This window comes from Bradyrhizobium sp. CCBAU 25360 (assembly GCF_028128695.1).
In the GTDB taxonomy this organism is placed as follows: domain Bacteria; phylum Pseudomonadota; class Alphaproteobacteria; order Rhizobiales; family Xanthobacteraceae; genus Bradyrhizobium; species Bradyrhizobium ottawaense.
On record NZ_LBJA01000029.1, the window covers coordinates 16,935 to 36,304 of the forward strand.

Annotated in this window: 18 protein-coding genes and 2 pseudogenes; 7 read left to right on the forward strand and 13 right to left on the reverse strand. The window is 65.3% G+C overall.

From position 1 onward, the window contains the following. Window positions 1-17: 17 nt before the first annotated feature. The 7 genes from XH81_RS06570 to XH81_RS06600 all read right to left on the reverse strand — a co-directional run bounded on the left by XH81_RS06570 (window position 18) and on the right by XH81_RS06600 (window position 8,447). A complete protein-coding gene (locus XH81_RS06570) occupies window positions 18-1,256 on the reverse strand; it encodes an ABC transporter substrate-binding protein (protein ID WP_038949972.1) in 1,239 nt (412 codons plus the stop codon). 31 nt (window positions 1,257-1,287) lie between these two features. After that, window positions 1,288-2,523 (reverse strand): ABC transporter substrate-binding protein, encoded by a 1,236-nt coding sequence (locus tag XH81_RS06575; protein WP_038949971.1) that lies wholly within the window; start codon window positions 2,521-2,523, stop codon window positions 1,288-1,290. Window positions 2,524-2,558: 35 nt separating this feature from the next. Continuing rightward, window positions 2,559-3,266 (reverse strand): ABC transporter ATP-binding protein, encoded by a 708-nt coding sequence (locus XH81_RS06580; RefSeq protein ID WP_097669427.1) that lies wholly within the window; start codon window positions 3,264-3,266, stop codon window positions 2,559-2,561. Further along, the gene (locus tag XH81_RS06585; RefSeq protein ID WP_179880033.1) at window positions 3,253-5,025 is read right to left on the reverse strand and encodes a branched-chain amino acid ABC transporter ATP-binding protein/permease; all 1,773 of its coding nucleotides are present in this window, start codon (window positions 5,023-5,025) and stop codon (window positions 3,253-3,255) included. Before XH81_RS06585 ends, XH81_RS06580 begins: the two co-directional genes overlap by 14 nt. Before the next feature lie 2 nt (window positions 5,026-5,027). Further along, window positions 5,028-5,963 (reverse strand): branched-chain amino acid ABC transporter permease, encoded by a 936-nt coding sequence (locus tag XH81_RS06590; protein WP_028140565.1) that lies wholly within the window; start codon window positions 5,961-5,963, stop codon window positions 5,028-5,030. A gap of 103 nt (window positions 5,964-6,066) precedes the next feature. Beyond that, window positions 6,067-7,461, reverse strand: coding sequence for an MmgE/PrpD family protein (locus XH81_RS06595; protein ID WP_097669426.1), 1,395 nt, complete (start codon window positions 7,459-7,461; stop codon window positions 6,067-6,069). Window positions 7,462-7,493: 32 nt separating this feature from the next. Next, the gene (locus tag XH81_RS06600) at window positions 7,494-8,447 is read right to left on the reverse strand and encodes an NAD(P)-dependent oxidoreductase (protein WP_271596092.1); all 954 of its coding nucleotides are present in this window, start codon (window positions 8,445-8,447) and stop codon (window positions 7,494-7,496) included. 152 nt (window positions 8,448-8,599) lie between these two features. Here XH81_RS06600 and XH81_RS06605 point away from each other — a divergent pair, with 152 nt between their 5' ends. The 4 genes from XH81_RS06605 (at window position 8,600) to XH81_RS06620 (ending at window position 11,938) form a co-directional block, all read left to right on the forward strand. Then, window positions 8,600-9,973 carry an MmgE/PrpD family protein gene (locus XH81_RS06605; protein ID WP_038949968.1) on the forward strand — a complete coding sequence of 458 codons (1,374 nt, stop codon included), beginning with the start codon at window positions 8,600-8,602 and terminating at the stop codon, window positions 9,971-9,973. Window positions 9,974-10,016: 43 nt separating this feature from the next. After that, entirely contained in the window at window positions 10,017-10,406 is a 390-nt protein-coding gene (locus XH81_RS06610; protein WP_008557256.1) for a carboxymuconolactone decarboxylase family protein, read from the forward strand. Between the two features lie 7 nt (window positions 10,407-10,413). Continuing rightward, window positions 10,414-11,220 (forward strand): N-acyl homoserine lactonase family protein, encoded by an 807-nt coding sequence (locus XH81_RS06615; RefSeq protein ID WP_038949967.1) that lies wholly within the window; start codon window positions 10,414-10,416, stop codon window positions 11,218-11,220. 109 nt (window positions 11,221-11,329) lie between these two features. After that, the gene (locus tag XH81_RS06620; protein ID WP_038949966.1) at window positions 11,330-11,938 is read left to right on the forward strand and encodes a cysteine hydrolase family protein; all 609 of its coding nucleotides are present in this window, start codon (window positions 11,330-11,332) and stop codon (window positions 11,936-11,938) included. A 12-nt stretch (window positions 11,939-11,950) separates the two neighbouring features. Here the strand turns inward: XH81_RS06620 and XH81_RS06625 are convergent, their stop codons facing one another. The 4 genes from XH81_RS06625 to XH81_RS06640 all read right to left on the reverse strand — a co-directional run bounded on the left by XH81_RS06625 (window position 11,951) and on the right by XH81_RS06640 (window position 15,270). Continuing rightward, window positions 11,951-13,126 (reverse strand): DUF305 domain-containing protein, encoded by a 1,176-nt coding sequence (locus XH81_RS06625; protein WP_097669425.1) that lies wholly within the window; start codon window positions 13,124-13,126, stop codon window positions 11,951-11,953. Next, window positions 13,123-13,302, reverse strand: a complete 180-nt coding sequence (locus tag XH81_RS06630) for a hypothetical protein (protein WP_028140558.1) — start codon at window positions 13,300-13,302, stop codon at window positions 13,123-13,125. Before XH81_RS06630 ends, XH81_RS06625 begins: the two co-directional genes overlap by 4 nt. A gap of 247 nt (window positions 13,303-13,549) precedes the next feature. Beyond that, entirely contained in the window at window positions 13,550-14,083 is a 534-nt protein-coding gene (locus XH81_RS06635; RefSeq protein WP_028140557.1) for a hypothetical protein, read from the reverse strand. An 11-nt stretch (window positions 14,084-14,094) separates the two neighbouring features. Beyond that, window positions 14,095-15,270 carry a zinc-dependent alcohol dehydrogenase gene (locus XH81_RS06640; RefSeq protein ID WP_028140556.1) on the reverse strand — a complete coding sequence of 392 codons (1,176 nt, stop codon included), beginning with the start codon at window positions 15,268-15,270 and terminating at the stop codon, window positions 14,095-14,097. Between the two features lie 172 nt (window positions 15,271-15,442). On the opposite strand from XH81_RS06640, the gene XH81_RS06645 reads away from it, so the two are divergent. Further along, window positions 15,443-16,225 (forward strand): SDR family NAD(P)-dependent oxidoreductase, encoded by a 783-nt coding sequence (locus XH81_RS06645; RefSeq protein ID WP_028140555.1) that lies wholly within the window; start codon window positions 15,443-15,445, stop codon window positions 16,223-16,225. A gap of 418 nt (window positions 16,226-16,643) precedes the next feature. On the opposite strand, the pseudogene XH81_RS06650 reads toward XH81_RS06645, so the two are convergent. Further along, window positions 16,644-17,033, reverse strand: a pseudogene (locus XH81_RS06650) (response regulator); the annotation flags it as partial. A 219-nt stretch (window positions 17,034-17,252) separates the two neighbouring features. Here XH81_RS06650 and XH81_RS06655 point away from each other — a divergent pair. Both XH81_RS06655 and XH81_RS06660 read left to right on the forward strand, forming a co-directional pair. Further along, window positions 17,253-18,421 (forward strand): annotated as a pseudogene (locus tag XH81_RS06655) (sensor histidine kinase); the annotation flags it as partial. After that, window positions 18,421-19,167 (forward strand): Crp/Fnr family transcriptional regulator, encoded by a 747-nt coding sequence (locus XH81_RS06660; RefSeq protein WP_028140553.1) that lies wholly within the window; start codon window positions 18,421-18,423, stop codon window positions 19,165-19,167. The pseudogene XH81_RS06655 and the gene XH81_RS06660, both read left to right, overlap by 1 nt. Here XH81_RS06660 and XH81_RS06665 read toward each other — a convergent pair. Beyond that, a complete protein-coding gene (locus XH81_RS06665) occupies window positions 19,160-19,363 on the reverse strand; it encodes a hypothetical protein (protein WP_028140552.1) in 204 nt (67 codons plus the stop codon). The genes XH81_RS06660 and XH81_RS06665 overlap by 8 nt on opposite strands. Between the last annotated feature and the right edge of the window lie 7 nt (window positions 19,364-19,370).

Genomic DNA, 19,370 nt, shown 5'->3' on the forward strand with positions numbered 1-19,370 from the left:
TGGTCTCAGCTCTCAGGTCAACTCTTGGGCCAGAACGGTTTTGCTAGCGCGAGTTCGGGCGGGAACACCGTCACCGGCACGCCGGCTTGCCACTGCACGATGGTCATGCCGGCGCCGACGCGGCGGCCCTTCTCGTCGAACTTGATCTCGCCCAGCGGGTAATACTTCGAGGGGCCGCCATCCATGGTGCGCAGCGCTTCGCCGACGGCGACGCGATCGGCCTTGCCGGCCTTCTCCAGCGCGTCCTTGATCACCCACATGTCGCCATAGGTGGAGATCGCGTTCTGCGTCATCCACGGCTCCTTGTAGCGCGTCTTCAACTCGGCGATCAGCGCCTCATGGCCCTTGGCGCCCCAACTGGCGACGCACGTCAACACGCCCTGGAGCAGTTCGGGGCTGACAGTCTGCAGCATGTCCGGCTCGGCGATCGCGATGCCGAACGAGATCGTCGGGATCTTGCCCTGGCCGAGGCCGAATTCGTTCATCTTCTCGAGCAGCAGTTTTGCATCCGAGATCACCGTCGGCAGGAAGAACAGCAGGTCGGGCTTGGCCGAACGGATCTTCTGCACCAGCGACGTCGCATCCGCCAGCGGCGGCGTGAACGTCTCGTCGACGATCAGCTGCAACTGGTTCTCCGCCAGCAGGCCCTCGCGCATTGCCTTGGCGGAGGCGATCGAGGCCCCCGTGTTGTCGGTGAGGATCGCGACCGTCTTCGGCCGCTTGCCGGAGGCCGTCTCCGCCAGCTTGATGAGCTGGGGCAACGCCTGCCGTGCCTGCGACCCCGCGGTGGCCGCGGTCTGGAACACGTATTTGAATCCGCGCTCGGTGATGAGATCCGAGTAGGAGAGGGTGAGCATCGGCAGGTTGGCGCGCTCGGTCACCTCGGTCACCGCGAGGGTGAACGAGGACAGATAGGCGCCGCTCGCCGCGACCAGATCGGTCTCCTGCGCCACCATGCGCTGTGCCGCGTTCTTGGCCTTCTCCGTGGTGTCGCCGGAATCGAGCACGACGAGCTTCAGCTTGGCGCCGCCGAGCGCCTTGACGCCGCCTTGCGCGTTGATGTGATCAATCGCCATCTCGGCGCCTTCGCGCATCACCGTTCCCGGGCGGGCATAGAGCCCCGAGATCGGCACCAGCAGGCCGACCTTCACTTCCGAAGGTTGCTGCGCCCAGCCGGCGCGGGACGCGATCAGCGTGCCGGAGGCGCCGGCCAGCAGGGTTCGCCGCGATATCGTGATCTTGCTCTTGGCAGTCATGACAGTCTCCTCCCCAGGATTTGCGCGACGCCTAGGATTTCTTCGGCCAGAACGGCTGCGCCTGCGCGAGCTCGGGCGGATAAACGGTGACAGGCACGCCCGATTGCCATTGCACGATGACGACGCCGGCGCCGACGCGGCGGCCCTTCTCGTCGAATTTGAGCTGGCCGCCCGGGTAATATTTCGACGGGCCGGCATCCATGGTGCGGAAGGCCTGCGCGACCGAATTGCGGTCGGCCTTGCCGGCCTTCTCCAGCGCTTCCTTCATCAGCCACATGTCGCCATAGGTCGAGATGACGTTCTGGGTCATCCAGGGCTCCTTGTATTTGGCCTTGAGCTCGGCGATCAGCGCCTCGTGGCCCTTCGAGCCCCAATTGGCGACGATGGTCATGATGCCTTGCACCGTCTCCGGGCTCACGCTCTGCAGCATGTCGGGCTCGGCGATGGTGATGCTGAAGGACACGGTCGGGATCTTGCCCTGGCCGAGGCCGAACTCGCTGATCTTCTCGAGGCCGAGCTTGGCGTCCGAGACCGCATTGGGCATGAACAGCAGCAGATCGGGCTTGGCCGAGCGAACTTTTTGGATCAGCGGCGTCGCATCCGACAGCGGCGGCGTCCAGACCTCCTCGACCACGAGCTGGAGGCCCTCCTGCGCGAACAGCTTTTCCTTCAGCGCCTTGGCGGTGGCCACCGACGTTGCGGTGTTGTCCATCAGCATCGCCACGGTCTTCGGCTTCTTGCCCGAGGCATTCTCGGCCAGCTTCATCAGCGTCGGCAGGCCGAGCTCTGACTGGCGGCTCGCGGTCGCTGCGGTCTGGAAAATGTATTTGAAGCCGCGGTCGGTCAGCAGGTCCGAATAGGACAGCGTCAGCACAGGCAGCTCGGCGCGCTCGGTCACCTCGGTGACCGCCAGCGTGAAGGAGGACAGATAGGAGCCGGTGGCCGCGACCAGATCTGGCTCCTGCGCCACCATGCGCTGTGCCGCGTTCTTGGCTTTCTCGGTGGTGTCGCCGCAGTCGATCACGACCAGCTTCAACTTGGCGCCGCCGAGCGCCTTGATGCCGCCCTGCGCGTTGATGTGTTCGATGCCCATCTCGGCGCCCATCTTCATCACCTGGCCGGGGCGGGTGTAGATACCCGACAGCGGCACGATCAATCCGACCTTGATCTCGCCAGGTGCCTGCGCGCGCGCAACGCCGGCGAGGCCGACTGCGGCGGCGCCGGAGAGCACCGTGCGGCGACTTAGCCCTTTTGAAGTCTTGTTCATTTTGTTTTCTCCCTGATCTCTGTTTTTTGTGTTGGTCACATGCCGAGATAGGCCTTCCGCACGCGGTCGTCGGCGCGCAGCGTGGCGTTGCTGCCTTCGAGCACGACGTGTCCGGCTTCGAGGACATAGCCGTGGTCGGCCGATTCCAGCGCTTCCGCGACGCGCTGCTCGACCAGCAGCATGGTCAGCTCGGACTGGCGCCGGATCTCGATCAGCCGCTCGAAGATGAAGTCCGCGGTCGAGGGCGCAAGCCCCATCGAGGGCTCGTCCAGCATCAGAAGCTTTGGCGAGGAGGCGAGGCCGCGGCCGATCGCGAGCATCTGCTGCTGGCCGCCGGACATCGTGCCCGCGAATTGATCGCGGCGCTCCTTCAGCACCGGCAGCCATTCGAAGATCCGTTCGATATTGGCTTGCCAGTCGCGGCGGCCGCTTTCGGTCATCGCGCCCATTTCCAGATTCTCCATCACGGTCAGCGACGGGAAAACCTGGCGTCCCTCCGGGACGTGGGCGATGCCGAGATGGGCGCGCTGCGGCGGCGGCACTGCGAGCAGGTCGACGCCGTCGAACGTGATCGCGCCGCCGCCGGGCTTGACGATGCCGGAGATCGTCTTGAACAGCGTGGTCTTGCCGGCGCCGTTGGGGCCGACGATCGCGACGAACTGGCCCGCGCCGACATTGATCGAGACGTCGTTCAGGACGGGCTTGGCCGAATAGCCCGCGCTCAATCCCTCAATTCGCAGCATGGCCCACCCACTTTTTGCCGAGATAGGCCTCGATCACGCGGTTGTCGCGCGTCACCACTTCCGGCAGGCCTTCGGTGATGACGGCGCCGTGGTCGAGCACGAGGAATCTGTCGACCAGCCGGACCATCGCCTGCATGGTGTGCTCGATGATGGCGATGGTGATGCCATCGCGCGCGAGCTGCTGGATCACGGCCACGACTTCGTCCGCCTCGCCGTGGCCGAGGCCCGCGAGCGTCTCGTCGAGCAGCAGGATGCGCGGCTGGCCGGCGATCGCGCGGGCCAGCTCCATCAGCCGCAGTTCCTTGGTCGAGAGCTCGCCGGCGACACGGTCAGCCACGGCAGACAGCCCGACGCGGGCGACCGCGTCAGCGGCCAGCTTGCGGGCTTCATCGTCGGTGCGGGCGCGCACATAGGCCCCGACCACGACGTTGTCGAGGATCGACATGCGCAGGAACGGCCGCATCACCTGGAAGGTGCGGCCGATGCCGGCCTCGCAGATCACGTGCGGCCGCTGGCCCGACATGTTGCGGCCGTCGATCAGCACCTCGCCCTGGCTGGGCTTGAGGAAGCCGTTGAGGAGATTGAACAGCGTGGTCTTGCCGGCGCCGTTGGGGCCGATGATGCCGAGGATCTCGTTCTTGTGCAGCTTGAAGCTGACATCTTGCACCGCCTTCAGGCCGCCGAAGGAGCGCGAGAGGTTCTTCACTTCGAGGACGACCTCGCCGGTGGCGGCACGCTGCCGGGAGGCGGGCTTCAGGGCCGTCACGTTGGCAGCTGCTGCTTCCGCGGTATCACTGACCGCCGCCTTGGGCGCGCTCCGCTTGCGCAGGAGATCGCGCAGCTTCCAGAACAGGCCTTCCGGCGCCAGCAGGATGACGCAGACGATGGCAATACCGAAGATGACGCCCTGAATGCCGGGGATGCGCGCGCCGGCCTCGGCGTGCAGGATCTCGGCGAGCGGGATCAGGATCACCGAGCCGATCACCGGGCCCCAGACCGTGCCGACGCCGCCGAACATCGCGACCGTCAGCGCCTGCGCCGACACCAGCATGCCGAACACCGATGCCGGGGTCACGACCAGCAGCACCTGCGCGTAAAATCCGCCGATGGCGGCGGCGATCGCCCCGCTCAGCGTGATCGCGCGCAGCTTCCAGGCGAGCGTATTGATACCGGCCGCCTCGGCCGCAGCCTCGTTCTGCTTGATCGCGAGCAGCGCCATGCCGAAGCGCGATCGCTCGATCACCTGCGTCAGCACGATGGTGGCGAGCATGAGCGCCAGCCCCAGCAGCGTGTAGAGGTGCGGATCGGCGAATTGCATATAGGCGATCGGCGCCTCGCGCTTGATCGGAAGCGTCACCTCCTGGAAGCCGAGCCACTCGAACACGTAGAGAATGGCGAGCGGATAGGCGAGCATGGCCAGCGCGAAGTAGTGGCCTTGCAGCCGGAAGGTCGGAAAGCCGATCAGGAGGCCGGCGATACCGCCGAGCATGGCGGCGACCGGAATCAGCAGCCAGGGGGAGATGTCGAAATAGATCTGCCCGAGCGCGGTCGCGTAGGCGCCGATCCCGAAGAAAGCGGCGTGGCCGAACGAGATCAGGCCGGTATAGCCGCTGAGCAGATTCCACGACAGCCCGAACACCGCCCACACCGGCACCAGCGTCAGGATCAGCTGGTAGTAGGAGTTGGTGACGCCGAGCGACACGACCGCATAGGCGAGCGTGAAGAGCAGGGGAGGCAGAAAGGAGCGCATCCGGAGCATGGTCACGTCCTCTCCACCATGCGCCCGAAGAAGCCTTGCGGGCGGAAGAAGATGATGAGGAGGAAGACGGCGAAGATTGCCGCGTTCTGCAATTGTGTCGGCAGGATCAGCGTCGACATCTGCTGCACGAGGCCGATCGTCATGCCGCCCCAGAAGGCGCCGATGATGCTGCCCATGCCGCCGAGCACGACGCCGGCATACATGACGATGACGTATTCAAGACCGACGAAGGGGTGGAACGGGTAGTTGGTGGCGAGCAGGCCGCCGGCAATCGCGGTGATGCCGCAGCCGAGTGCGAAGGCGGTGCGATGCGCGCGGTCGACGTCGATGCCCATATAGGTCGCAGCCGTCGGATTGTCCGCGGCGGCGCGGAGCGACTTGCCGATCCGCGTGCGCGTGATCAGCAACGAGAGCAGGATCATGATCGCCAGCGAGACGATCATATCGATGCTGCGGGCCTTGTTGAGGAAGATGCTCATGTCGAAGAAGGGCCCGAGCTCCCACGCCGAGCTCGACAGCGGCGTACGGATCGAGGCCAGCACCGAGCCGAACACGATGAGGCCGCCGTTCTGCAGGATCAGCGCGATGCCGAGCGTGAGGATGAGCTGGGCGTAATGGCCTTCGCCTTCGAGCGAGGCAGTACGTGTCCCGGAGACGTGCGAAATCAAAGCCAGATGCACGAAATAGCCGAACACGGCGAGCACCGGCCCGGCCAGCAGGATGGCGACGAAGGGCCCCACGGCATTGCCGAACAGCGTCTGGATGCCGGCGGCGGTGAAGAGATAGAAGGCGGTGTACATGCCGAGCATCATGAAATCGCCATGGGCGAAGTTGATGACGCGCATGACGCCGAAGATCAGGCCGAGCCCGACGCACATCAGGCCATAGACGGCGCCGATCAAAAGCCCCGCGGCGAGCGCTTGCAGAAAGCCTTCCATCAGCCTGGCCTCCGAGTATCGGCTTGCCGGCAGCCATGCGCCGATGGCATTACTAAGCTGGTCTCGAAATCGACCATGTTTCCCCCGTACTCTCCGGCACTTCTCATGATGCCGGTCGTAAAGCCCGTTCCGTTGCATTCAGGCGGCACTGCGCGGCGATGTCGCCTGCATTGCCGAGCTGCTCGCAATCGTCGATGAGTTGCTCGAGCCGCCGCACGCGATCCTCGCCGAGGCCTCCGGCTGCCGAGCTGCGAAAGCGTGCGCGAATATCGGCAGGTGTTGCGGCGATGACGTCGGGCAGAGCGTGCCGGATGGTCCGGCCGCCGCGCAGCTGCACGATCACCTCCGCACCCTGCTTGCCGGGGAAGGCGGCGGTGAAGGCGGGATCTGCCTTGAGATCGGTGACCGCCACGAGGCGGATGATGTCGGCATCATCGAGCTCGGCGTAGTTCTCTTCCTCGATCTCGCCCCGCGCCAGCGTCGCCGCGACGCTGAAGGGAATGCTCATCTTGGCCTGGAGCGCGTTGCGGTAGGGCCCCATGGAATCGCAGCCGGGATAGCGCACCGCAGCGTCGGGCGCGCGGATGACGACGTGGTCGATCTCGTCGACGCTGGCGAGCTCGTGTGAGACGCGAAGCGCGGCCTGTGCCGCTGTCTGCGCGAAATTGCAGGCGGGGACCGGCTTGTTGTAGACGGCCATGATCTCGCACTCGCCATTGGGGAAGAGCGCGATGCTCTCCGGCGCGGGCTGGCGGCGATAGGCGGCGAACAGGCCGGCTTCACCCTCCAGTATGGTTTCCGAGCCGAAGGCGCCGGCCGCGGCAAGGCCAATTGCCCTGATCGCATTGCCGGCGGCAAAGCCGGGATGGAAATACATGTCGGAGCCGCCGGCATGCGGCCACTCGTTGAGACCGCTGGAGGTATTGGCCGCGATCGCGATGGCGCTGGTCGCCTGGGCCTCGGAGAGGCCGAGCGCGAAACTTCCCGCGAGCGCTGCGCCCAGAGGGGCCACGAGGCCCGTCGGGCGATAGAGGCGTGCGAGGTCCGAGGTCAGCAGCGCGCGGCCGATCCGCGCGCCGGTCTCATAGCCGATGATGGCGGCCGCGAGCAGCCTGTCCCCGCGCAGCGGCGTCTGTTCCGACAGCGCGAGCAGGGCCGGCCAGATCACGACGCCGTGGTGCGCGATGCTGGCCGCATGCATGTCTTCCCGCACGAGGCCGTGCCCCATGACGGCATTGGCGAAGGCTGCGTCGGCCGGCGAGGAGAGCTGCGACGTCCCGATGATCGTTGCGCTGCCGCCGGCCTGCGCAATCGCAATCGCCTGGCGGCTCCAGGGATGATGGCCGGCCTCGAAGGCGCAGGACAGGAAGTCGAGCAGGCAGAGCTTTGCCTTGGCAATGACGTCCTGCCCGAAATAGCCAATATCCAGCGCAAGCACGCTCCGCGCCATCTGGCGCGCAAGCGGGACCTTGCCTGATACGGTCGGACCGATCGTCATCGCGGGTCGCTCTCCCTGAAAAGCGTGCGCGATCAGCCGCGCATCTCGACCCCGGCCCACTCCTCGAGCACCTTGGCGATCGAGGTGAAGTCGGATGAGGCGCCGTATTTGGCGTTGGTGATCGCGAGCATCTGCCGCACCACTGCGCCGCAGACCATCGGCACGCCCATGGCCTCGGCCTCGTCCACGCAGAGACGAACGTCCTTGTAGGAGAGGCCGGTGGCGAAGCCGAAATCGAAGGTACCGGGCAGCACCGCGCGGGGGAATTTGTCTTCGGAGGCGCTGTTGCGGCCGCTGCTGGCGTTGATGATGTCGATCAGCACCTTGGCATTGACGCCGCCCTTGACGCCCATCGCGACGGCTTCCGAGGTGATCACGAGGGCTGCGGCCGCCATCAGGTTGTTGGCGAGCTTAGCCGTCTGCGCCACGCCGGGCTTGTCGCCGGTGTAGAACAGCTTGCCAAAGTTCTTCAGGATCGGCTGCACGATGTCGTAAGTCGCCTGCGGGCACGAGACCATCACCGCCAGCGTGCCGTTGACGGCGCCCTTGATGCCGCCGCTCACGGGCGCATCGACCAGGGTCATCCCCTTGGCCTTCAAGCCTTCCGCAACGAGCTTCGCAGCGCCTGGACCCGACGTCGAGAGATCGATGACGATCTTCGCACGGTTGCCGCTGCCGATGCCGTCCTGGCCGAGCGCAACGGCCTTGACGATGTCGGGCGTCGGCAGGCTGGCGAGCACGATGTCGGAGCGTGAGGCGACGTCGGCCGGCGAGCTGGCGAGGAGCGCGCCACGCTTGACCAGCGGCTGAGTCGCCTCGGCCTGCGTGTCATAGACGACGAGCGAATAGCCCGCGTCCATCAATCGTCCCGCCATCGGACCGCCCATGCGGCCCGTGCCGATTACGCCGAGAATCTCTCCCGCCATCGTCTGCTCCCTGTCGCGCGATCCCGTGACGGGCGCGCCTTCTTGATCTCGTTGGTCGATCGTTGTCGCCGGCCGGCCGTCTCGGCCGCCGTCGTCGTGGCAGCGGGGACCCCGCGCCAACGGGCCGGATTGTTATGATTGTCAGACAAGCTGTCAAGCATAACATTTTGGGGTCGACAGTTTGCCGCGGATCGGCATAAGGTTCGAACAAAATGAGGAAGACGCCCCGCGTGCCGCCAGTCCCAATTCCGAGTGTGAGCAAGACGCTCGCCGATTTCGTCGCTGCCTCGTCATGGACGGACGTCGAGGCGCAGAGCCTTGAGGCGCGGCGATCGATTCTCAATTTCTTCGCGACGGCGCTCGGCTCCGCGCGCGATCCTGTCGTGATCGCGGCGATGCGCACGCTGTCGCCGTTCACCGGGGCCGCGACATCGACGGTCATCGGTCACTCGCAGCCGATGGATGCGTTGTGTGCATCATTTCTCAATGCCATCTCGGCCAATCTGCTCGACTTCGACGACACCCATCCCGAGACAATCATTCATCCCGCCGCGCCGGTTGCCGCGCCGATATTGGCGCTTTCGGAGATGCGCAAACTGTCGGGGCGGGATGTATTGACCGCGTTCATTCTCGGCGTGGATGTGGAGTGCCGCATCGGCAATGCAGTCTCGCCGCACCACTACGCGCGCGGCTGGCACATCACCTCGACCTGCGGGATTTTTGGCGCGGCGGCGGCGTGCGCGAAACTATTGGGCCTGCCCGCTGCGGGAATCGCAAACGCGATCGGGCTTGCGGCCAGCCAGTCGGCGGGCAATGTCGAGAACCTGCCCAGTGCCGCCAAGAATGTCAGCGTGGGCAACGCGGCTCGGAACGGATTGTTCGCGGCGCTGCTGGCGCAGCAGGGCTACGAGGCGGCGCCCCGCGCCATTGAAGGCCCGCTGGGCTGGGCGCGTACCATGGGGGACGAGCCCGATATTGCTCGCCTGCTCGACGGTCTCGGCAAGACCTGGGAGATTGCGAAGAACACCTACAAGCCGTATCCCGCCGGCATTGTCTTTCACGCGGTGATCGACGCCTGCCTCTCGTTGCGCCAGCGCATCGGCGGGCGGGTCGACCAGATCGAGTTGGTGACGGTGCAGGGCTCGGCGCTGCTGCTGGCGCGCGGCGATCGCCCGGTCAATAACGAGCGCGATGCGCGCGTCAGCATCCATCATTGCGTGGCTTGCGGATTATTGCTCGGCACGGCCGGGGTCGCCGAATTCGCGCATGAGACGGTGGTCCGGTCCGACATCGCGCAGCTGCGGCAGAAGGTGAGGGCGGTGCTCGATGGCGCGATGCCGGATGGTGCCGCGCGCGTGACGTTGCGCCTGTCGTCCGGTGAGGTCCTCACCGAGACCGTGATCGCGCCGCGTGGCAGTCTCGCCGCGCCGCTCACAGACCGCGACCTCGAGGCCAAGCTGCGCGAGGCCATGCGGACAGGTCGAAGCGATTGGGATGCGGACCGCGTCATCGACGCGATCTGGCGGCTCGATTCGGTCGACGACGTCGGCAATTTCCTGCAATCGCTGCGACCGGCATCGCGCTAATCAACTTCCAACTCAACTCTCTCAAGACCTGAAAGGGACGATCATGAGCAAGACCGAACTGTTCGAAAAGGGCCTCAAAGTTCGTAAAGAGGTGCTCGGCGAGGACTACGTCAACAAGTCGATTGCCGGGGCCGACGAGTTCACGCGCACCATGGCGGAATGGTCGACCGAATTCTGCTGGGGTGCCTTGTGGACGCGGCCCGGCGTCGACCGGCGCACGCGCTCGATCGTCAATCTGGCGATGCTCGGCGCGCTGAACCGGCCGCATGAGCTGAAGCTGCACGTCAAGGGCGCCCTGAAGAACGGGCTGACCAAGGAGGAGATCAAGGAGATCCTGCTTCAGGTCGCGGTCTATTGCGGCGTTCCCGCCGGCATCGACGCCTTCCGCAATGCGCGCGAGGCCTTCAACGAGGTTGACGCGGCGGGGTCCTGAGCATCCCATGGCTGACCCGGACTACGAGCTCTTCGCGATCCGCTATGCGACGCGGGATGCGCAGCGGAGCGAGCACTTCATCGGCGGCGATCCGCATGACGGACCGATGCCGATGGACTATTTCATGTGGCTGGCGCGGGGAGGCGGGCGCAGCTTCGTCATCGACACCGGCTTCAACGCGGAAGTGGCCAGGCAGCGCAGGCGGAGTTTCCTGCGCTGCCCGGTGGAGACGCTTGCCGCGTTCGATATCGACCCCGCCGATGTCGGGGACGTGATCCTCACCCATCTGCACTACGACCATGTCGGTAATTTCGACCGATTTCCGAACGCGCGATTTCATCTGCAGGAACGCGAGCTCGCCTATGCCACCGGCCGCTATATGCAATATCCGAGATTGTCGCATTCGTTCGAGGTCGAGGACGTCTGCGGGATCGTGCGGCTGAATTACGCGCGCCGGGTGCTGTTCTACGACGGCGACGCCGAGATTGCGCCCGGGCTGACGGTCCATGCGGCGGGCGGCCATTCCGCAGGCCTTCAATTCGTCCGCGTCAACACACGCCGCGGCCCTGTCGTGCTCGCCTCCGACGTCAGTCATTTCTACGAGAACATGACCAGCGAGCGTCCGTTCACGACGGCGTTTCATGTCGGCGACATGCTTGTGGGCTTCGACAAGCTGCGCGCCGCGGCGCCTGACGCGGACCACATCGTCCCCGGCCATGATCCGCTCGTCATGAAGCTCTACCCGGCGCCAGGCCCGGAGCTGAATGGGATCGCGGTTCGCCTCGACGTGGCGCCGGCCGCAACGCCGGCGTAACCGCGCGTCGCGGGTTCCAAGTCTGCCTCTGCACCGCGGCGGTTCGGAACCAAAGCCTTCGCCTTCGCATTCGCAATGGATCGCCGAATGCGCTTGATGGTGGAGGACGATGAGGGACAGCACGTCGGAAGTGGCCGAGATCAGGGAGGCCGTTCACCTCTGCATCGACATGCAGAACATTTTCGCCCCCGGCGGTCTGTGGGCGACGCCGTGGATGGAGCGTGTTCTGCCGACGATCGCCTCGATCGTTGCGCGCCACCAGGCCAGAACCATCTTCACGCGCTTCATCACGCCGCAGGATCCGGAAGATCGCCCGGGCCAGTGGCAGAGCTATTTTCATCGCTGGAGCCAGGCCACGCGCAAGCATCTGCCGCCATCCGCGCTCGAGCTCGTGCCCGCGCTGAGCAAGTTCGTTCCGCCGGCTGCAATGATCGACAAGCCGGCCTATTCCGCATTCAGCAATCCCGCCCTCGCGGGCCGGCTGATCGACAAGAACGTCGGCACGGTCGTGATCTCGGGCGCCGAAACCGACGTCTGCGTGCTCTCGACGGTCCTGAGCGCTGTCGATCTCGGCTTCAGGGTCGTGATCGTCGAGGACGCCTTGTGCAGCTCGTCCGACGTCGGGCACGACGCGCTCATGACGATGTACCGCACCCGCTTTCACGGCCAGGTCGACCTGGTGACAACGGAAGAACTGGCCGAGTTCTGGCGGGAGTAGGGGGCGATCCGCTCAATTGACGTTGTCGGCGAGCATGTTGCGGACGGCCGTGGCGACGGCCGAAATGCCGCTCGCATCGTGCATCAGCGCGATCTCGCCCTGCTGGGCGTGACGAATGGCATGCGCCATGAGGCGCAGCCGTGGGTCTCCGCCACTGCGCCACATCCGGTCGGCCATCCTGGCCGCGCCCATGTGATGCTTGCTCATGGTCTCGACGAACACCGCATCGAACCGGTCCGCCGGCGCGGCCTTGACCTGTCGCATCTCGGCCTGAGCCAGGAAGCCCGGCATGGCGGCACGCTCTTCGGTGCTGCAGTCGGGCATCTCCGTGTCGAACCAGCTCAGCCACCAGTTCTCGAAAATCCTGATCTCGCCGGCCTGGCTCGCGACCATCAGCATCGCGAGCTTGCGCAGATGCGGGCCCTGGGCGCGCTCCACGGCGATCCGGGCCAGCTCGATACCCTGGGCATGATGCGCCGTCATGTGACGGATATAGGTCTGGTCCGCATCCCTGTCGCGGCCCATCCAGGGCGGCTCGTAGCCGTGGCTGCCGAACAACGCGATCGCGCCGAGCAGCGCCACCACGACCAGCGCACCGGTGATCCAGGCATTGGTGAGACGGATGTCGCGCTCGGCTGCTGCGCCGCGCCTCCAGCGCAACCGGGCGAACAGAGGATACATCAGGGCCGAGGTGCCATGAACGAGCAGGCCGATCCAATAGGGCTGCTGCAGCGTGAACAGCGGCTGCCAGAACGGAAACAGCGGCACCAGCACGAACCACTCCGTGGCTGACGAGAACGCGGCCCAGGGCAGCGCGAGCAGCAGGATGGTCGCCGGCCGCAAGTCGGCGGTCCAGCGTCCGAGCACACCGAAGAACACCAGCGCCCAGGAAAAATCCGCCCATTGATGAAAGGCGATCCCCGTCAGGATCGCGCTCCATGACGGCTCTGCGCTGATCGCCCAGTCGCGCGCGGGAATGGCAGCGACCGTCATCCAGTCGACCGCGGCATCGCGGCCGATCCGGGCGGCGAAGAGCTGGCTGACGATGGTCGAGAAGGTGCTGCTGATCAGGCCGAGCGCGACGGCGGCAATCCAGCGCGAACGTCGTCGTCGCCCCTTGACCCGCGACAGGCCTTCGTCGGTGCGCCGCACTGCATTGGCAAGTGCTGGTCGCGGCTCTGCGTTCACGTCAGCTGCTTGAGCTTCTTCAGCGGGTTGAGCTTGCTCGGCCTGTCCTGTTCGTCACGGCCGCGCTCGGCCTCGGCCTTGCCGGCGTCGTGCAGATCCTGGTCGCCGATGATCTCGCCGACGGCTTGTCTGGTCTTGCCGACGATGCGTTGCTGGAGTGCCTTCGTCTTGCCCATGGCTTGTCTCCGAGGTGACCTGCCTCCAGACCCACGCCGCTAACCCCGGCGCCTGAAGGGGCGGTGAGCGCCGGGGTCGCGGTTTCGTGCAGTCTGCCTCCGGCAGGGGGGACGTCGGAGGCGTTGATCAGACTCTCTGGCTCGCGGATGGTTCCTCGCGGCCCTCAGCGCGGATCGAGCACGATGATCACGCCTTCATTGCCCCGGAGCCGTGCTTCACCTCGTCAGGCCTTGGCCATGCCCTTGGTCATGCTTTGGCGGGCGCAGCAATCTGCCTGGCCGCTGTTCTGACGCTCTCGATGCCCTTGGGGAAGCCGCTGCGGTTCGGATAAAGCTTGCGCCGTGCCTCGCGCGGCGGCCGCCTCGGCTTGGTGTCCTGCGCGGCGCGGTAGTCGAGCATGGCGATGCCGCCGACCATCAAGAGCGCCAGCGCGATGTTGCCCTTCTTGGGATTGTCGATTGTCAGCCCCGACAGCAGCGCAGCGGCATCGAGACCGTCGCCGCCGACGCGGGCCCACAGGCCGGCGTTCTTGTCGACCGACAGCGACATGATCCCGGCCAGGATCTCGCGCACGCCGAAGGCGCGGACCATGGTCTCATGGCCTTCCATGCCCAGCGTTTCCGTGACGCGTCTCGGCGCGAAGAATTCGACGACGCCGAGTCCGATGCTGAACCAGCCGAGCGCGCGGGCGAGCTGGTCTTCCGGCCGCTTCAGGCTCGGCCCGCCCTCGACAATCTTCGGGTCGCCCTTGGTGCGGACGATGTTGGAGAAATGAAACATGGCTTGCTCCTTCAGGGCCTCAGCACGACCTTGACGCAGGAGTCGCGCTTGTCGCGAAACACCTGGTACATCTCCGGTCCTTGTTCGAGCGGCACGGTGTGGGTGATGACGAAGGAGGGATCGATCTCGCCCTCCTCGATGCGGCGGAGCAGATCGTCGGTCCAGCGGTTGACGTGGGTCTGGCCGGTCCGCATCGTCAGGCCCTTGTTCATGAAAGCGCCCATCGGCAGCATGTCGGACAGGCCGCTGTACACGCCCGGCACCGAGATGATGCCGCCGGGCCGGCAGACATAGATCATCTCGCGCAGCACGTGGGGCCGGTCGCTTTCCGCCATCACCATCTGCTTGGCGCGGTCGAGCAGTGTGTCGGGCAGGGAGGCCATCACGTGCGATTCCATGCCGACGCAGTCGATGCACTTTTCCGGTCCCCTGCCGTCGGTGAGATCGTTCAGCCGCTCCACCACGCTCTCGGTTTCGAAGTTGATGGTGGTGGCGCCGCCGGCTTCCGCCATGCTGAGCCGCTCGGGCAGGCAGTCGATCGCGATCACCTGGTTGGCGCCGAGCAGGATGGCGCTGCGGATCGCCATTTGCCCCACGGGACCGCAGCCCCAGATCGCGACGGTGTCGGTGGGCTCGATGTCGCATTGCACGGCGGCCTGCCAGCCGGTCGGGAAGATGTCGCTGAGGAACAGCAGCTGCTCGTCGGGAATGCCCGGTGGCACCTTGATGTGGGTGGCATCGGCATAGGGCACGCGGAGATATTCGGCCTGGCCGCCGGGATAGCCGCCGGTCAGATGCGTGTAGCCGAACAGGCCGGCCGTCGTGTGTCCGAACACCTTGTCGGCCAGATGGCGCTTGCGGTTGGTGGTCTCGCACACGGAAAAATTGCCGCGCTTGCACTGGTCGCATTCGCCGCAGATGATCGTGAAGGGCACGACGATGCGGTCGCCCTTCTTCAGCTTGCCGTCGACGCCGGAGCCGACCTCGACCACTTCGCCCATGGTCTCGTGGCCCATGATGTCACCGGGCAGCATGCCCGGAATGAAATTGTGGAAGAGGTGCAGGTCGGAGCCGCAGATGGCGCAGCTGGTGACCTTGATGATGGCGTCGCGCGGGTCCTGGATCTCGGGATCGGTGACGGTGTCGCAGCGGATGTCCTCCTTGCCGTGCCAAACCAGCGCCTTCATCGTCCGTCCTCCCGGCTGAACCAGTTGGCATCTAAGTCGAGGGGTGAACGATGGTTGCTACGCCGCGCGCAAATTCCTCGCACTGCACCGGCTGGCGCAAATCGCGACGCGGATTGGAACGAGAGCGCAGGGCAGTGATTGGGCGTGATCAACGTCAAGCGAGGACACGCTCATGCCCGCCAATCAGCTCGCAATCGTCACCGGCGCTTCCACCGGTATCGGCCTGGAACTCGCTAGGTGCTGTGCCCAGGCGGGTTTCAACCTCGTCATCGCGGCTGACGAGCCGATGATCGAGCGGGTGGCGGTCGATCTGCGCAGGCTCGGCGTCAGCGTGGAGGCCGTTGAAGCCGATCTCGCCACCACCGATGGCGTCGACAGGCTCTGCGCCGCGGTCGGCGACCGGCCGATCGATGCGCTGCTGGCCAATGCCGGCGTCGGCCTCGGCAAGGCGTTCCTCGATCAGGACTTTGCCAGGATCAAGCATCTCGTCGACACCAACATCACCGGCACGCTCTATCTGATCCATCGCGCCGGCAACGAGATGCTGCGGCGCAAGTCGGGGCGCATCCTGATCACGGGCTCCATCGCCGGCTTCACGCCCGGAAGTTTCCAGGCCGCCTATAACGCCAGCAAGGCGTTCCTGGACTCATTCTCCTTCGCGCTGCGCGAGGAGCTGCGCGACAGCGGCGTCACCGTCACCTGCCTGATGCCGGGCGCCACCGAGACCGAGTTCTTCCGCCGCGCCGACATGATGGACACCAAGGTCGGCACCGAGAAGAAGGACGGCGCGTACGACGTCGCCAAGGCCGGCTTCGATGCAATGCTGCGCGGCGAGTCCGATGTCGTCACGGGGCTGAAGAACAAGATCCAGACCACGGTTGCCAACGTGACGCCGAACGAGATGCTGGCCAGGCAGCATCGCAAGATGGCCGAGCCGGGCACGGCGAAGTCGTAGAGCGAGGTCGTCGCAATTTCTGCGGCGCTGCGCGGCCGAACGGGCGGACCGGCAAAAGGAAGAAAGCCGATTCACATAGCCTCGATTCACATAGCCTAATGCGCGGCGGCCCCGAAGCGGTCACATTGTGTGGGCTGGAGAGGGGCTGCGATGGCGATGGACCGCATCGAACGGGCCTTTGTCGCGACTGCGATCACGGGGTTTCTCGTGATGACGGTGGCGGTCGCCTGGATGATGATGAGCTGACGCGGAAAGGCTTGCCGTCGTGCGCGTCGCGCTACCTTACGCCGCCGTCGTCTTGTGCCTGGCAGTGACCGTCTGGCTCGCCTTCGCTCACCTGCTCTGATCCGCGCGGGGTTGCGGGCTCGCTCAGCGCAGCCGGTACAGGCGGTGATTGCTGTGGCCATGCCGGTTGACCATCGACGAGGCTCGCCAAATTCTGCACCATGGCCACGACGTCGATCGGCTTCTCCCAGATCGGCACGTCCTGGAATTCCGGCTCGATGCTGATCCTGTCGTAGCCCGTGGTGAACACGAAGGGCACCCGGCGTGCCCTGAGCTCCCGGGCGATCGGAAAGATCGGCTTTGCACGGATGTTCACGTCGAGCACCGCGGCGTCCAGAACGCCGCCATCGTGCAGCATCTCGATTGCATCCTCGATATGGCCGACGGGACCGGCGATCTCCGCGCCGAGCGCGCGCAGCGCCTTGCCGATGTCATCGGCAAGAAAATATTCGTCCTCCACGACGAGGATGCGGCGTCCCGTCAGCGGCGCGCGTTGACGAGACGACGAGGGTAATACGGACATGATCCCTCCGGCGAGCCTGCCGACCGATGGGAAAACCAAGGGTCGGGGCCGGCGTGCTACCAACGAGGGAGGCCAAGGCGGGTTCCAAGGGCAAACGCGACTCCTTCGTCATTTGCCTTTGATCCGTTGGGAGAATATCGATTTCTGCTATTGGTAGGAGCCGGTGCACGCCGGGCATGTCGAGCGTCCCGAGCGAACTGCACGCCCCAGACGAACTTCCAGGCTACTTTCGAGGAGTTCGAGAGCAGCCCCGAGCAGCTGAAACCGTCCACGAGGAAGACCAGTCTCTCAACGAGGAGTTACATTTGGCCCACGAGGAGATCGGAACCTCGCCTGAGGAGTTGCAGTCGGTCAACGAGGAGCTGACCTCCGTCAACGGCGAGCTGACGCACCGTGTCGAGGAGTTGACGCGCGCCACCCGCGATCTCAGGAATTTCCTGGAGAGCACGCGCATCGCGACCGTCTTTCTCGACAATGATCTTCGCGTGATGAACTTCACACCGGCGATTACCCAGGTCCTGCATCTCGTCGAGACCGACACGGGCCGCCCCATCGGTCACATCAAGGCGCGCATCCCGATCGAGGATCTCTACGACGACATTCGCCGCGTGCTGCGTACGCTTGCGAGCGCCGAGCGCGAGCTGAGCGCGTCGGACAGCGGCACGCGCTACATCGTGCGCATCCTGCCTTATCGCAGCACCGACGATGTCATCGCCGGCGTCGTCATCACTTTCATCGACGTTCCGGCGATCACCCGCGCCGAGGAGCGCCAGCGCCTGCTGCTGGCCGAGCTGCAGCACCGCGTCCGTAATACGCTTGGCGTGGTGCGCTCCATCGCCCGCCGTTCGGCCGAATCCGCCACCACTGTCGAGGAATATGCTTCTCATCTCGACGGACGGCTCAACGCATTTGCCCGCACCCAGGCGCTGGTGACACGCGATCCCCAGGGCGGTGTCGACCTGGAATATCTCGTGGTCGAGGAGCTTCTCGCCTATAATGCCCGCGAGGGCGAGCAGATGCAGGTCTCAGGTCCCAAGGTGCGTTTCCAGCCCAAGGCTGCCGAAACGTTCGCGCTCGCGATCCACGAGCTAGCGACGAACGCGCTGAAATATGGCGCCTTGAGCCAGCCGAGCGGACATGTTGAAATCTCCTGGCGCCTCGATGAAGGCACCCAGCCCGCGGAGCTGGTGTTCAAATGGCGCGAGTGCGGAGGGCCACAGGTCAAGCCGCCGCTTCGAAAGGGTTTTGGCACGGAGCTTCTGGAGCGTACGCTCGCGTTCGAGTTCAAGGGGCAGACCACCCTGGCATTCGACCCCGCGGGGCTGCAATGCACGATCGCCATTCCGCCGAGCAAGCGCACGTTCCACACACCGGCGGTGGCTGATTGATGCCCTTGTCGACCTCCGATCGCAGCCTCGTGGAGCTGGTCATTCGCCGGCTGACCGTGCTGCGGCCGTTGTCGACGGAGGCCCGTGCGTCGCTCGAATATGCGTTGCTCGAAGGTCTCGAGCGCGTCGGGGCGAATGAAGACCTGATCTCGGAGGGCGATCCCGTCGATAGCGTCCGGGTGGTGCTATCGGGCTGGCTCTGCCGCTACAAGACGCTCGAGGACGGCCGGCGCCAGATCGTCAATTTCATCTTTCCGGGCGAGAGCTGCGACGCGCACGCGTTCTTGCTCCCCGTGATGGACCATTCCATCGCGACAATGACGCCAGTGGTCTACGCCGAGATCAAGCGCGCGCGTTTCGAGAGTCTGACGATGGGCGATCGCTCGCTCGCCGAAGCGTTCTGGTGCGAGACCCTCGTCAACAACGCCATCCAGCGCGAATGGGCCATCAACCTCGGTCGCCGCACGGCCCTGGAGCGGGTGGCGCATCTGTTTTGCGAGATATTCGAGCGGCTTCGGCCCGTCGGGATGGTCGACGGCAATTCCTGCGTCATGCCGGTCACGCAGATGGACCTTGCCGACGCTACCGGGCTGTCGGTGGTGCACCTTAACCGGACCGTGCAGGAGCTGCGTGCGTCGGGCTTGATCGTGCTGCGCGATCGGACCCTGACCATCAACGATCTCGACGCGCTCAAGGCAGCGGCGTTGTTCGCGCCGAACTATCTGCAACTCTATCGACTCACTTGATCAGAGTGGGACGGCTGGTTTGGCCGAGGCTTTCGATGCGCCGGGGATTGACCGGCTCGGGCCCCTGAAACGCGTTGGATTCGGCTCGCTTGCGATACTCCTCCGCCATTTCCAGCAGCGCAGTTCGCGTTTCGGGTGAGGAGCTGAGAGCGGCCTGGCTCTCGCAGGTTTTCTGCAGTCGGCGATAGTTGTCCATCTGCGCC